Source organism: Caulobacter sp. 602-2 (assembly GCF_011043625.1).
Lineage (GTDB): Bacteria > Pseudomonadota > Alphaproteobacteria > Caulobacterales > Caulobacteraceae > Caulobacter.
Map to the genome: position 1 here is coordinate 241,509 of NZ_JAAKGT010000002.1, position 13,938 is coordinate 255,446.

14 protein-coding genes are annotated in these 13,938 nt (G+C 69.6%); 7 read left to right on the forward strand and 7 right to left on the reverse strand.

Annotated elements, in window-relative coordinates; all coding sequences use genetic code 11:
- Positions 1–21 precede the first annotated feature (21 nt).
- Positions 22–561: an RNA 2'-phosphotransferase gene (locus G5B46_RS05630; RefSeq protein WP_165256889.1), complete on the forward strand. Its 540-nt coding sequence runs from the start codon at positions 22–24 to the stop codon at positions 559–561.
- On the opposite strand, the gene G5B46_RS05635 is transcribed toward G5B46_RS05630, so the two are convergent.
- Complete coding sequence (locus G5B46_RS05635; RefSeq protein WP_165257555.1) at positions 558–1,454, reverse strand: DMT family transporter; 897 nt, start codon at positions 1,452–1,454, stop codon at positions 558–560. The two genes, G5B46_RS05630 and G5B46_RS05635, sit on opposite strands and share 4 nt — an antisense overlap.
- Positions 1,455–1,679: 225 nt before the next feature.
- Here G5B46_RS05635 and G5B46_RS05640 point away from each other — a divergent pair, with 225 nt between their 5' ends.
- A complete protein-coding gene (locus G5B46_RS05640; protein ID WP_165256891.1) occupies positions 1,680–3,770 on the forward strand; it encodes a phospholipase C, phosphocholine-specific in 2,091 nt (696 codons plus the stop codon).
- A 30-nt stretch (positions 3,771–3,800) separates the two neighbouring features.
- Here G5B46_RS05640 and G5B46_RS05645 read toward each other — a convergent pair whose 3' ends face one another.
- From G5B46_RS05645 to G5B46_RS05655, 3 genes are all read right to left on the reverse strand, one after another.
- The gene (locus G5B46_RS05645) at positions 3,801–5,213 is read right to left on the reverse strand and encodes a peptidoglycan DD-metalloendopeptidase family protein (RefSeq protein WP_165256892.1); all 1,413 of its coding nucleotides are present in this window, start codon (positions 5,211–5,213) and stop codon (positions 3,801–3,803) included.
- A 252-nt stretch (positions 5,214–5,465) separates the two neighbouring features.
- Positions 5,466–6,161, reverse strand: a complete 696-nt coding sequence (gene ctrA, locus G5B46_RS05650; RefSeq protein WP_058347205.1) for a cell cycle two-component system response regulator CtrA — start codon at positions 6,159–6,161, stop codon at positions 5,466–5,468.
- A 406-nt stretch (positions 6,162–6,567) separates the two neighbouring features.
- Complete coding sequence (locus tag G5B46_RS05655; protein ID WP_165256893.1) at positions 6,568–7,353, reverse strand: LytTR family DNA-binding domain-containing protein; 786 nt, start codon at positions 7,351–7,353, stop codon at positions 6,568–6,570.
- A gap of 116 nt (positions 7,354–7,469) precedes the next feature.
- Here G5B46_RS05655 and G5B46_RS05660 point away from each other — a divergent pair, with 116 nt between their 5' ends.
- The 4 genes from G5B46_RS05660 (at position 7,470) to G5B46_RS05675 (ending at position 11,571) form a co-directional block, all read left to right on the forward strand.
- A complete protein-coding gene (locus tag G5B46_RS05660) occupies positions 7,470–8,471 on the forward strand; it encodes a dienelactone hydrolase (protein WP_165256895.1) in 1,002 nt (333 codons plus the stop codon).
- 59 nt (positions 8,472–8,530) lie between these two features.
- On the forward strand, positions 8,531–9,865 hold the full coding sequence (fliI, locus tag G5B46_RS05665; protein WP_058347208.1) for a flagellar protein export ATPase FliI: 1,335 nt from the start codon (positions 8,531–8,533) through the stop codon (positions 9,863–9,865).
- A gap of 26 nt (positions 9,866–9,891) precedes the next feature.
- Complete coding sequence (locus G5B46_RS05670) at positions 9,892–10,311, forward strand: flagellar export protein FliJ (protein WP_165256897.1); 420 nt, start codon at positions 9,892–9,894, stop codon at positions 10,309–10,311.
- A 201-nt stretch (positions 10,312–10,512) separates the two neighbouring features.
- The gene (locus G5B46_RS05675) at positions 10,513–11,571 is read left to right on the forward strand and encodes an endo-1,4-beta-xylanase (protein WP_165256899.1); all 1,059 of its coding nucleotides are present in this window, start codon (positions 10,513–10,515) and stop codon (positions 11,569–11,571) included.
- Here the strand turns inward: G5B46_RS05675 and G5B46_RS05680 are convergent.
- From G5B46_RS05680 to G5B46_RS05690, 3 genes are all read right to left on the reverse strand, one after another.
- Complete coding sequence (locus G5B46_RS05680; protein ID WP_165256901.1) at positions 11,568–11,948, reverse strand: DUF4282 domain-containing protein; 381 nt, start codon at positions 11,946–11,948, stop codon at positions 11,568–11,570. The genes G5B46_RS05675 and G5B46_RS05680 overlap by 4 nt on opposite strands.
- 149 nt (positions 11,949–12,097) lie before the next feature.
- Complete coding sequence (locus G5B46_RS05685; RefSeq protein WP_165256903.1) at positions 12,098–12,577, reverse strand: hypothetical protein; 480 nt, start codon at positions 12,575–12,577, stop codon at positions 12,098–12,100.
- An 84-nt stretch (positions 12,578–12,661) separates the two neighbouring features.
- The gene (locus G5B46_RS05690; protein ID WP_346764874.1) at positions 12,662–13,225 is read right to left on the reverse strand and encodes a hypothetical protein; all 564 of its coding nucleotides are present in this window, start codon (positions 13,223–13,225) and stop codon (positions 12,662–12,664) included.
- A 142-nt stretch (positions 13,226–13,367) separates the two neighbouring features.
- Here G5B46_RS05690 and G5B46_RS05695 point away from each other — a divergent pair, with 142 nt between their 5' ends.
- Positions 13,368–13,928 (forward strand): beta/gamma crystallin-related protein, encoded by a 561-nt coding sequence (locus G5B46_RS05695; protein ID WP_165256905.1) that lies wholly within the window; start codon positions 13,368–13,370, stop codon positions 13,926–13,928.
- The last annotated feature ends 10 nt before the right edge of the window (positions 13,929–13,938 follow it).

Sequence of the window (13,938 nt, forward strand, 5' to 3'; positions counted from 1 at the left end):
TGGTCGAGCTAAGGCGCGGCCATGACTGAAACAACGAAGATATCCAAGACCCTGTCCTACTGGCTACGACACGCGCCGGAAGCCGGCGGCCTGACCCTCGACGCAAACGGCTGGACCGAGGTCGACACCGTGCTGGCCGCCCTGGCCCGCGAGGGCCTGCCCGCCGACTGGGACGCCCTGCTCACCGTCGTCGAAACCAACGACAAGCAACGCTTCGAGCTGTCGGCCGACGGCGAGCGCATCCGCGCGCGCCAGGGCCACTCCGTTTCGGTGGAAGGCGACTGGACCGCCGCCACCCCGCCCGACGTGCTGTGGCACGGCACGGTCGAGCGCTTCCTCGACGCGATCCTGGCCGAGGGCCTCAAGCCCATGGCCCGCCACCACGTCCACCTGTCGCCCGACCAGGAGACCGCGCGGCGCGTGGCCGCCCGGCGCGGCAAGCCGGTGATCCTGGAGGTCGCGGCCGGACGGCTGGCCGCGCAGGGACAGGCTTTCTTCGTCACCGGCAACGGCGTGTGGCTGACGCAGGCCGTCGCGCCGGGCGCGCTGAAGCGGACTTAAGCCGCCTTCTTCCGCCCCGCCCGCGTCACCAGGAAGATGCCGGCGCAGACCAGCGCCAGGGCGGCGGCGTTCTTCCAGGCCAGCACCGGCTCGTGCAGGAACAGGGCCGACAGCAGCACCCCGAACACCGGGATCAGGAAGTTGAACACCGCCAGCATGCCCACCGGGTTGTGCTTCATGAGCAGGCTCCACAGGGCGAAGGCGGCCGCCGACAGGCCGGCCATGTAGGCCAGCAGCGCCAGCGAGCGGATGTCGAAACCTTCCAGCCGGCCGCCGAACGCGAAGCCGATCCCCAGCAGGGCCGCGCCGCCGATGGCCAGCTGCCAGCCGGTCATGACCATGGCGTCCATCTTCTGCGAGATGGTCTTGCCCCAGATCGAGGCCGCCGCCAGCACGAAGGCGGCGATGACCACGAAGCCCTCGCCCAGCAGGGTGAACTCGAAATCCAGGCCCCCAAAGCCACTTGGGCCCCCCAGGTTCACCGCCAGCACGCCCAGGAAGCCAAGCAGGCAGCCCAGCGCCTTGCGCGGGGTCAGACGGTCGTTGGCGTAGAGGAAGTGGGCCAGGATCACGCCGAAGAAGGCGCCCGTGGAGTTCATGATCGACGACTTCACGCCGGTCGCGTGCGCCAGGCCGATGTAGAAGAACACGTATTGCACCGTGGTCTGGACGATCCCCAGGGCCAGCACCTTGGGGGCCTGGTCGCGCGGCGGAACCAGCGGCTTGCGCGACAGGCCGGCCAGCACCAGCAGGATCACCCCCGCGGCCAGGAAGCGCCAGCCGGCGAACAGCATCTGGGCGGCGGTGTCGGTCTTGGCCACGTGCAGCAGGGCGTAGCCGGCCTTCACCGCCGGAAAGGCGCTGCCCCACAGCAGGCAGCACATCACCGCCATGCCGATGACGAAGCGGCGGTCGCTGTAGAGGTCGGCGCGGGGGGAAGTCACGAAGGCGGCCTTGTCGAAAAAAGCATCGCCGCCCCGCGGGAAGGCGGAGCGGCGATCATGTCTGCGCCCAGCTTCTAGGCTCCTCGCCGCCGGGCTTCAACCGCGCGCGCCAACTGTCACGAGACCGCCAGACGCGCCGTGCTACCGGCGGCAAAGCAAACGGGGGGATTCGCCTTGCCTGACATCGATCGCCGCGGCCTGCTGCTGGGCGGCGCGGCCGCCGGCGCCCTGCCCGCCTTCCTGGCCTCGACCCTGGCCCGCGCCGCCGCGATCGACGCCGACGTCCGCACGGGCACGATCAACGACGTGCAGCACGTGGTGATCCTGATGCAGGAGAACCGCAGCTTCGACCACTATTTCGGAACCCTGGCCGGCGTGCGCGGCTTTGGCGACCGCTTCCCGGTCCCGGCGCGCGACGCGGCTGGGCGCAAGGACGGCACGGTGTTCCTGCAGGCCTACGGCCAGGCGGGCGGCCCCGACCTGATCGCGCCTTTCCCGCTGAACACCGCCCAGACCTTCGCCCACATGCGGGTGGAAGGCACGCCGCACGGCTGGGCCGACGCGCAAGACGCCTGGGACGAGGGCCGCATGGACCGCTGGCCGGCGGCCAAGCATCCCCATTCGATGGGCTTCTTCACGCGGGCCGACATCCCGTTCCAGCACGCCCTGGCCGACGGCTTCACGCTCTGCGACGCCTATCACTGCTCGACCCAGACCGGCACCAACACCAACCGCCTGTTCCTGTGGACCGGAACCAACGACGGCCTCGGCGAGGCGGGCGGACCGTCGATCTCGAACTCGCACGACGACCTGCCCGAGAAAGGCGGCGCGCCCGAGTCCTACCGCTGGACCACCTATCCCGAACGGCTGCTGAAGGCCGGGGTCGGCTGGCGCATCTACCAGGACATGGCCGACAACTTCACCGACAACCCGCTGGCCGGGTTCAAAGCCTACCGCGACGCCCATGCCGGCGCGCCGGGATCGGAAGGGCGTCTCAAGGACCTGGCCCTGTCGACCTGGCATCTGGACGGACTGCGCCAGGACGTTCTGGCCGGCCGCCTGCCCCAGGTCTCGTGGATCATCGCCCCGGCCGCCGATTCCGAGCATCCGGGTCCGTCCAGCCCCGCCCAGGGCGCGCACTACATCGCCCGGGTGATCGAGACCCTGACCCTTGATCCCGCGACCTGGGCGCGGACGGCGCTGCTGGTGATGTTCGACGAGAACGACGGCTTCTTCGATCACGCGCCCCCGCCGGCCCCGCCGTCGCGCGACGCCGCCGGCAGGGCGCTGGGCGGCTCTACAGTCGACACGGCCGGCGAGTATCACCTCGTGCGCAATCCGACCGAGGCCAAGGCCGAGCGCGACCACCTGATGGGCCGCCCCTACGGCCTGGGCCCGCGCGTGCCGATGTACGTGATCTCGCCCTGGAGCCGCGGCGGCTTCGTCAACAGCCAGGTCTTCGACCACACCTCGGTGATCCGCTTCCTGGAAGCGCGGTTCGGCGTGGCCGAGCCCAACATCTCGCCCTGGCGACGGGCGGTGTGCGGCGACCTGACCTCGTGCTTCGACTTCAAGACCCCGAACCATCGGCCCCAAGCCTCACTTCCGCCAACGGCCGAAACCGCTCGCCGGGCCGCCGCCCTCAAGCAGACCACCACCCCGCCGACCCCGACGACGCCCGTCGCCCCGGTCCAGGCCCGGGGCGAGCGGCCTTCCCGCGCCCTGCCCTACCGGTTCGAGATCGGCGCGAGCATCAAGGATGGCGCGATCGCCCTGGAGTTCGCCAACTTGGGCCAAGCGGGCGCGGTGCTGCACGTCTATGACCGGCTGCGACTGGACCAGCCCTCGCGGCGCTACACGCTCGGCGCGGGCGGACGTCTCGCGGACGCCTGGCCGGCCGGCGGCTACGACCTGTGGCTGCTGGGCCCGAACGGTTTTCACCGCGGCTTCGCCGGCGATCCGGCTGATGGACTGGAACTGGCGATCGCTCCGGCCCTCGATGGCCGCTCGGTCACGACGCGCCTGACCAACGCCGGACCGAAAGCGCGCACCGTGACGATCGAAGCCGCTCTAGGCGAGACCTGGCGTATGACCTTGAAGGCGGGCGAGACCCGCGCCCGCGACTGGAAAACCGATCGCGGCTGGTACGACCTGTCGGCCCACTGCGGGGAAGCCCCCGCCTGGCGCCGCCGCGCGGCCGGGCGCGTCGAAACGGGCAAGGACTCGGTCAGCGATCCGTTGATGGGCGGGCCGGCGAGGTTCTGAGTTTCCCTCTCTCAAAGAGAGAGGGTTCAGTTAGCGCAGCCGGCTCGTATTCGGCGACTTCAGCTCGGCAAGGGCCAGGCGCGGGGTGTCCTTGCTGGAAGCGGTCGCGTTCGAGGCCTGGGCGTAGTTGCTGTCTTCGCGGCCGGCCTGGGCCAGCAGGGTGTCGACGCGCGCCTTCTTGGCCTTGAAGGCCGCCAGTTCGCCGCCCGACAGCACCGTGCCCTGCGGCACCTTGGCGCCGATCGGGTTGACGCGCTGGCCGTTCAGCCAGACTTCGTAGTGCAGGTGCGGACCGGTCGACATGCCGGTCGAGCCGACATAGGCCACGACCTGGCCCTGCGAGACGCGCATGCCTGGGCGGATGCCCTTGGCGTAGCGCGAGATGTGGGCGTAGCCGGTGTCCCAGTTGCCGGCGTGGCGGATGCGCAGCCAGTTGCCGTAGCCGGCCCAGCGTTTGGCCTCCAGCACCACCCCGTCGCCGGCGGCGAGGATGGGGGTGCCGGTGCCGGCGCCGAAGTCGACGCCCTTGTGGCCGCGGGCGTAGCCCAGGATCGGGTGGCGGCGCATGCCGAAGGTCGAGGTGATGCGGGCCCCGTCGACCGGCGTGCGCAGCAGGAAGCCTTTGATGTTCTTGCCGCTCTCGTCGAAGAACTGGGTCTTGCCGTCGCGCTCGAAGGCGTAGAAGCGCTGGCCCTTGACCTCGGCGTACTCCAGGTCGCCGGCCTCGATGGTGCGGCCGCTCTCGGTGACCTTGCGATCGAACACCAGGCAGAACTGGTCGCCGTCCTTGATGTCGCGCGAGAAGTCGATCTTGTGCGAGAACAGCTTGGCGGCCTGGCTGATGACGGCCGGGCTGCCGCCGACGGCAGCCACGCTCTCGTAGAACGAACCGTTCATGGCCCCGCACGAGACCTTGGTCTCGTCGCGGACCTCTTCCTCGATCTCGCGCAGCTTCAGCGCGCCGTCGAAGGTGCGCGACACGGTGACGGTCGAGGACGGGCTGGTGCGCATCGACAGGCCGACAAGGCGGGCCGGGCCGCGGTCGTTGTCGCGGCGGCGGGCGATCGCGGCCTCGAAGGCCATGCCGGCCTTGATGTTGACCGTGTCCATGGCGCTCTGCAGCGTGCTGACCACCTGGCTGGCCTCGTCGGCGCCGACGCCGGAACGCTGCACTGCGCCCTGCAGGGTCTCGCCGGGGCGGACCTTGACGGAAACGGTCTCGGGACGGTCGAAGCCGGGCTGGGCCTCGGCTTGGGCGAAGGCGACATGCTGCAGGGCCACCATGGCGGCGGCGTCCAGCGGCGCATGGGCGGCCACCACGGTCGACGGGGCGTCGCCCGCCGTCAGCTTCCAGCCCAGGGCCAAGGCGGCTAGGCCGGCGACGGCGGTGAACAGCCGCGGCGCGAGACGCAACGTCGGGCGTCGCGGATCAAATTCCTGCATCGGTCCCCCGTTCGGTAGCGATGCCGTTTTCGTACAGAAACGGCACGGCCGGGAAGCCCCCCAGCAATCGTCGGGCCGGAACATGACGGCGCGAGGGCCGCCGATCAAGGACTATCCGGTGCTTTGGACCTTTTGTCACGGATATGGTTAACCCGTTGGCGGGGCACGGGAAACGCGAACGCGCAAAGAAAAACGCCCGCTGCGAGCAGCGGGCGTCTTCTGTCGAATTTCGGGTTTCGCGCGGGCGAAAAATCAGGCGGCGCTGACCTGCTCGTTCGGGTCGCGCAGCACGTAGCCGCGGCCCCAGACGGTTTCGATGTGGTGCTTGCCCTGGGCCGAGGCCGCCAGCTTCTTGCGCAGCTTGCAGATGAAGACGTCGATGATCTTCAGTTCCGGCTCGTCCATGCCGCCGTACAGGTGGTTGAGGAACATCTCCTTGGTCAGGGTCGTGCCCTTGCGCAGGGAGAGCAGCTCCAGCATCTGGTATTCCTTGCCGGTCAGGTGAACGCGGTTGCCGTTCACTTCCACCGTCTTGGCGTCCAGGTTGACGATGATGTCGCCGGTCTTGATGACCGACTGGGCGTGACCCTTCGAACGACGGACCACCGCGTGGATGCGGGCGATCATCTCGTCCTTGTGGAAGGGCTTGGTCATGTAGTCGTCGGCGCCGCCAGCGAAGGTCTTAACCTTCGTGTCGATTTCGGCCGTGCCCGACAGGATCATGATCGGCGTGTTGACCTTGGCCACGCGCAGGGTGCGCAGCACGTCGATGCCGCTCATGTCGGGAAGGTTCAGGTCGAGCAGGATCAGGTCGTAGTCATAGATCTTGCCCAGGTCGACGCCTTCTTCGCCCAGGTCGGTCGTGTAGACGTTGAAGCCTTCCGACTTCAGCATCAGCTCGATCGTCTGCGCGGTGGCGCTGTCATCCTCGATCAACAGTACCCGCATGAAACCCTCCCCGCCCTGAGGCGGCGCTTATTCGACAGCTAGGCGGACAACCGCCGGTGAAACCCGTCCACCAGTCTGGCGGACAGTTAATTTAAGACTGGTTAATGGTGAACGCGTCGTCTGGCGAAATGGTTAATATGATTTGCGAATCGGGTGCAAGCGCCCAGAAAACCGTTGCGCACATTGGCCGCAGGCGGTTTGCAAGCTCTGCCTTGGCATGGTGAAAAGCCAGCAAACCCAAGGGTTAACAGGGGATCGGACGCCGTTACCGCGTTAAGAAGCCTCAAGGCGCCGTTCGTCTTTAGGGCGAGATTGCGGCGTTCTGTCGCGAGAATTTCCCACCCATTTTTTCGCCTTCCGCGTGCGGGCCGCGTGGGACCGAAAGCTTGAGCGGGCGATCTCCGCGTCACCCGGTCGCGGCCGATTCCCCGTCCGTCAGCCAGCCGGCCGCCCGCAGGCGGGCCACCGAGGCCCGGGCGATGGGCGCAGCCTCGCCGTCGACCAGCCGCAGGCGCAGGTTGCGGCCGTCACGCTCGACCCCGACGACGGCCCGCCGCGCCACCCACCACGAGCGGTGCACCTGCAGGCCGTCCAGGCCCGACAGTCCCGCCAGCACCCGCGCCAGCGGCCCGGCCTCCAGGCGCGAGCCGGTCTGCGTGCAGACCCGGACGTAATGGTCTTCCATCTTCAGATAGAGGACGCTCGAGGAGACCAATGACGGTTCGGCCGCCGGACCGGCGATCACCGGGACCACGCGCGCGGCCTGCAGGCGGGCGCGCAGCCAGGTGAAGCCGGCCGCGATCGGGGCCGAAATCGCCAGGCACTGGCCGTACCAGTCCAGCGGCGACAGGCGCTTGAGGAACGGCCACAGGCTCGTGGCCAGCGGCGCCACGATCGCCGTCTGCAGGCCGCAACCGACCAGGATCGCGCCGCCGACCATCACCCAGGCCGGGACCTTCAGTCGCTCGGCTCCGGCGATCGCCAGGCGGATCGAAAGGCCGAAGATAACGATGCCGGCCCAGAAACAGCCCGTCCAATAGAACGCGCGCACGAGGACCGAGCCGTTGAAGTAGCTGCCGAACGGCCCGACCACGCCCAGGAACACCCCCACCGCCGTGGCGACGGAAAGGTCGATCGCCCATTCGCGGGCGGTTCCCAGGACAGGAGGCCTGATGGGGCCGGAGACGCTCATGGCCGATCTATAGCGCCGTTCGCCGTTTCGCGAACCCGTTCGCCCGTTCACGCACGAGGCGTGGCGGCGCAAGGCTTTCGGCCACATCGAAGGAGCATCGACAACCGGAGCCGACGATGCGTTCCCCTCGCCTTCTTCTTCCCCTGCTCACCGCCCTGGCCCTGGCCGGCGCCGCTCATGCCGCCGAGCCGCATGTCGGCTTCATGCGTCTTTCCGCGCCCGACCCCGCCGGTCCGCCGATTGAGGTCGGGGTCTGGTACCCCACCGACGCGGCCGAGACCGCGCCGGCCGGCGGCATGGAGAGCCTGCCCGTCGCCGCCGGCGCGCCGGTTTCCGGCAAGGGTCTGCCGCTGGTGGTCATGTCGCACGGCAACGGCGGCTGGTTCGGCGGCCACTACGACACCGCCGCCGCGCTGGTGAGGAAGGGCTTCGTCGTCGCCGCCCTGACCCACACCGGCGACAACTACCGCGACCAGAGCCGCGCCTTGGAGATGACCGAGCGTCCCCGCCAGCTTTCCGTGCTGATCGGCTACATGCTCGACGCTTCGCCGATGCACGAGCGGATCGACGCTGCGAAAGTCGGCGCCTTCGGCTTCTCGTCGGGCGGCTTCACCGTGCTCGCGGCGGCCGGCGGCGAGCCGAACCTGGCGGCGACCTTCCCGGCGCATTGCCAGAAACACCCGACCAACTACGACTGCCGCCTCAGCGCCGGAAAGCCGCTGCCGGCGAGCGTCCTGGCGGCGACCTGGACCCACGACGCCCGGATCAAGGTCGTGGTCTCGGCCGCCCCCGCGCTCGGCTTCACCTTCGGCAAGACCGGCCTGAAGGGCGTCACCCAGCCGCTGCAGCTGTGGAAGGCCGGCGACGACGAGATCCTGCCCGGCGACGACTACGCCGAGGCCGTGCATCGCGCCCTGCCCCGCGCCCACGACTACCGCGTCGTGGCGGGGGCGCGACATTTCGACTTCCTGGCGCCGTGCGGCCCGCAGGCGGCCAAACAGCTGCCCAGCCCCTTGTGCGCAAGCGCTCCGGGCTTCGACCGGGCGGCTTTCCACGCCGATTTCAACGCCCGGGTTGCGACATTCTTCGCCACCCAGTTGGGCCTCGGCGAACGCTGAATTTCATGCCCGATTAACCATGATGGCCGAGTCTGCGCGGGTCGCTTCCAGGAGCCGTCTTGCGCAGTCTCATCGCCGCCGTCGAACGTCTTGACCCGCTGACCGTCTTCGGACGCGTGGCGGCCGTCAACGGCCTCCTGATCGAGGCTCGCGGCGGCCTGACGCGCCTGGCCGTCGGCGCCCGGGTCGAGATCGAGCGCATCGGCGCCCCGACCCTGCCGGCCGAGGTCGTCGGCTTCCGCGAGACCCGCGCCCTGCTCATGCCCTTCGGCCCGGTCGAGGGCGTGGCCCCCGGCGCCGAGATCCGCATCATGCCCGAAGGCGCCACCGTACGTCCGACCAAGGCGTGGCTCGGCCGCATCATCAACGCCTTCGGCGAGCCGATCGACGGGCTTGGCCCGCTGCCCCAGGGCGAGGTTCCCTACCCGCTGAAGACGCCTCCGCCGCCGGCCCACGCCCGCGGCCGGGTGGGCGAGCGCCTGGACCTGGGCGTGCGCTCGATGAACGTCTTCACCACCACCTGCCGCGGCCAGCGCCTGGGCATCTTCGCCGGTTCCGGCGTCGGCAAGTCGGTGCTGCTGTCGATGCTGGCCAAGGAAGCGACCTGCGACGCCGTCGTCGTCGGCCTGATCGGCGAACGCGGCCGCGAGGTGCGCGAGTTCATCGAAGAGACCCTGGGCGAGGAAGGCCTGCGCCGCGCCATCGTCGTGGTCGCCACCTCGGACGAGCCGGCCCTGACCCGCCGCCAGGCCGCCTACATGACCCTGGCCATCGCCGAGTTCCTGCGCGACCAGGATCAAGAGGTCCTCTGCCTGATGGACTCGGTGACCCGCTTCGCCATGGCCCAGCGCGAGATCGGCCTGGCCGCCGGCGAGCCGCCGACCACCAAGGGCTATACGCCCACCGTCTTCACCGAGCTGCCCAAGCTGCTCGAGCGCGCCGGCCCGGGGCCCATCCGCGCCGACGGCACCACCGCCGCACCGATCACCGCCCTCTTCACCGTGCTGGTGGACGGCGACGACCACAACGAGCCGATCGCCGACGCCGCGCGCGGTATTCTCGACGGCCACATCGTCATGGAGCGCTCGATCGCCGAGCGCGGCCGCTTCCCGGCCATCAACGTGCTGAAGTCGATCAGCCGGACCATGCCGGGCTGCCAGCTGCCGCACGAGCGCGACATCGTCAAATCGGCCCGCCAGGTGCTGTCGGCCTATTCCAACATGGAAGAGCTGATCCGCATCGGCGCCTATCGCGCCGGCGCCGACCCCACGGTCGACCGGGCCATCCAGCTCAATCCGGCGGTCGAGGCCTTCCTCAGCCAGAACCCCGACGAAGCCACGAGTCTTGACGATTCGTTCAACTTCCTCGGCCAGATTCTCCAAAGCGCCGCCTGAAGCGCCAGCGTGTCGAGTAACCCAGCATGACCAAGTGGGCCGCCTCCCTGATCCGCATCTCGAACCACGAGGTCGAGACGCTGCAGAAGCGCCTGGCCGAGGTGGTCGACCGCCGCGAGGCCGCGCAGATGAAGCTGGCCACGATGGACGCCGAAGCCGAGATCGAGATGCGCAACGCCGAGGGCGACGCCTCGGCCGGCTGGTACATGATCGGCTACCGCAAGGGCCTGGAGGTGCGCCGCGCCGAGACCCTGCTGGAGATCGACCAGATCAGCATCGAGGAAACCGGCGCCCGCGACGCCCTGTCGCTGGCCTTCGAGAACCTCAAGAAATACGAGCACGTCGCCGAGACCGCCAAGGCGGCGATGATCAAGAAGGTCGGCAAGCTGGAAATGGCCGCCCTCGACGAACTGGGCCTGCGCCGCGCGGCGATGGGCGGGCGCTAAATTCCTTCTCCCCTTGCGGGAGAAGGTGTCGGCGAAGCCGACGGATGAGGGGGCGAAAGGCCTCTCCGCATACTTCTGAGAGACCCCTCACCCGACCTCCTTCGGAGGCCACCCTCTCCCGCAAGGGGAGAGGGATTTTCGCCTTCACCCTTCCCCAACCTCCCCGTGCTTTCCTCGCGTCCAACGCCTGGGGAGCCCGCCATGTCCGACGTCTCACGCCGCACCGTGCTCGGCTCCAGCCTGGCGCTGGCCGCCTGCGGCCAGACGGCGCAGAGCCAGCCGGTTCCGGCCAACCTGCCGCCGCTGAAGACGATCGCGCCGTTCCGGGTCGGATCCTCGGTGCAGGCCCTACATCTGGACGATCCCGCCCTGGCCGCCCTGCTGCGCCGGCAGGTCAATCAGCTGACGCCCGAGTGGCAGATGAAGATGGAATACATCGTCCAGCCGGACGGCTCGTTCCGCTTCGACGCCCCCGACAGGATCGCCGCCTTCGCCGCGGCCAACGGCATGGCGCTGCTGGGCCACGTGCTGGTCTGGTACGCCCAGGCCCCCGACGCCTTTGAGCGGCTGGACGAAAACCGGGTCAGCTTCGAGCAGGCCTATCGCAACTACATCCTGGCCGTGGCCGGGCGCTATCGCGGCAAGGTCGTCGGCTGGGACGTGGTCAACGAGGCCGTGGCCGAAGACGGCGACGGCTGGCGGACCAGCCTGTGGTCCAGACGCCTGGGCGACTTCGAGCACATCGCCCTGGCCTTCCGCACGGCGCGCGAGGCGGATCCCGGCGCGACGCTGCTGCTCAACGACTACAATCTCGAATACATGCCAAGGAAGCGGGCGACCTTCCTGAAGCTGGCCGAGCGCCTGCTGGCGTCCGGCGCGCCGCTGACCGGCATCGGAACCCAGATGCACGTCGCCGCCGACATTCGCCCCGGCGAAATCACCACCATGATGAAGGACCTGGCGAGCCTTGGCCTGCCGATCCACCTCTCAGAGCTCGACGTCTCGCTGACGCGCTCGGACAACAAGCTGCTGGGCCGCGCCGAGTTGGAGCGCCGCCAGGCCCGCACCTATGGCGAGGCGGCCGAGGCGTTCATGGCCCTGCCGCAGCGCCAGCGCTTCGCCTTCACCCTGTGGGGCCTGCGCGACGGGGATTCGTGGCTGAAGAAGGAAAACGCCAGCGACGCCCCCGCGCCGTTCGACGACGCCGGCCGCCCCAAGGCGGCCGCGGCGGCGCTGGTCGAGACGTTCAGGCGGAGCTAGGCGCCCGGGCCGCGCACGCTGGTGGCCACCGCGTGGTCGGCGTCGTTGGCCTGGCGCAGGGCGCGCAGGTCTTCGCTGATCCGGAAGACGGCGACGTAGAACTCGCAGAAGGCGCGCCACAGCAAAACGAGACCCGCGGCGACCAGCAGGCCGGCGATCAGCACGGGGAAAGCCAGCAGCAGCGAGGCGACGCCGCGTTCCTTCAGCGCCAAGCCCACGGCCGCGCCGACGACGGAAAAGGCGAACAGCGCCACGACGCCCAGGCCCGCCCAGTAGATCAGGTGGATGACCGGCCCGGTCACCAGTCGGTCGAAGGTCAACAGATCCCAGAACAACGCGCCAGAACCACGCGCCTTGGATTTCCTGGCCGGAGCCATCCGACACACCTCATGTCAGCGGACTGGCGGAGACCGCCGAAGTTTACGCTGCATCGCTAGCAGCGTGAGGCCCGCTCGGCAATGCCGGGCGGGCCTCGTGCGTGTTCGGAAGAAGGGACGCCGTTATTTCGTCCCCGACCTTCGCCCCGTTACTTGGGGGCGGCGGCGCCGGCCAGGGCCGCGTCGATCTGGGCCTTGGTGGCCGTGGTGCTGACGCTGCCGTCGGCGCCGGCGCTCAGGCTGGCCTTGGGCAGGGCGAACTTCTTGTCGCCGCTGCTGACCACGACGTTGGCCGAGCCGTCGGCGCCCGTCGAGGTGCCGCTGACGGTGCCGACCACCGCGCCGGCCGGGTCCTTGATCTCGGTGCCGACGGCGACGTCGGCCGAGACGTTGGCGGACGACGGCGTGCCGGCCGAACTGGCCGCGGCGGCGCTGCTGTCAGCCGGAGCCGTGGTGGTGGTGGTCGTGGTGGTGCTGCTGGTGGTCGACTCCGGCGGCTGGGCCGTGGTGGTCGACGGCTGCGAAGCGGCGGCCGGATCGGCCGGCGGCTGGGCGGCGTCTTGAGCGTAGGCGGCGCCGGCCAGCGAAAGGGTCGCGGCGGCGGCGAGGTAAGCAAACTTGGTCTTCATAATGCGCTCCGTCGGAGGGCCCCTGCCCGATCAACCAACGCAGCCCGGTTTGTAACGGTTCCGAAACAACGCGTGATCACGACCTCACGGGGTCGTGGCGACAAGCTTGGGCGCTTCCTGGATCGGGGCCTCGTCGTCCTTCAGGCCGGCCGCCTTCATGGCCGACTTCAGGGTGTAGACCGAGGGATCCTTGCTGGTCGTGAACGCCAGCTCCGCGGTCAGGGCCGGGTTCTCGGCCTCGTTGGCGAAGCCGCCCTCGCGCACGGCGTTGAAGGCGACCGCATAGCCCTTGCCGGGCTTGGTGCTGCACAGCAGGACGAAGGTCTTGCGGTCGTTCAGCAGGCGGGGCGCACGCACGCATTCGGGCTTCTCGCCGCCCGCCGCGGCGGCGTAGTTCCAGCCGCCCGGCAGCATCTTCTGGTCGAAACTGACCTTCAGCACCAGGATCCCCGGGGCCACGGTCTCGCCGGCAGCGGGCCAGGTGGCGGTCACCTTCGGCGGCTGTGTGGGCGGCATCACCGTCACCGGCGAGACCGGCGTCGGCTCGGGCCGCGTGACTTGCGCGAACGCGCCGCCCGCGACAGCGAGGACGGCCAGGACAGGAAGGGCGGTGACGGCGATGCGCATGCCCCGGAGAATGGCGATCAAGCGCGGCCTTCTCAAGGCGCCGTTCGACGAGACGGCCCGCCCTTTCGTTACAAGGTTTTCATTCAGGTGACGTTCACGCGAGGCGATACTAGCTTGGCCGCATCAACCGGCCTCGACGCCGGCCTCTCGGGAGACCTTCGCCATGCGCACCGCCATCGCCCTGATCGCCGCGACGAGCGCCCTCGCCGCCACGGCGGCCCCCGCCCTCGCCCAGGGCCCCGGCCGCGGCGACCGCTACGAGGAACGCCCCCGCGGCTCCTACGAGCAGAGCTGCCGCAACATCAACGTCCGCCGCGGCGAGATCAGCGCCGAGTGCCGCGACCGTCGCGGCCGCTGGCAGTGGTCGACCGCCAGCGCCGACTGCCGCGAGATGGAGAACCAGGACGGCCGCCTGGTCTGCGTCCGGGGCGGCGGCCGCCCCGGCGGTCCTGGCGGCCCCGGCGGCGGCGGTCGCGGCGCCGACGCGGTGATCTTCGAGCACGCCGGCTACGGCGGCCGCGCCTACGAGGTGCGTGGCGACATGCCCGACTTCGTGCAGATCGGCTTCAACGACAAGGCCTCGTCGATCCAGATCCGGCGCGGCGAGTGGGAACTCTGCGACGACGCCTACTACCGCGGCCGCTGCTGGCGGGTGTCGGCCGACATGGGCGTGTTCCCGCGCGACATGAACGACCGCGTCAGCTCGATCCGCCGGATCCGCTGATCCGGCCCTA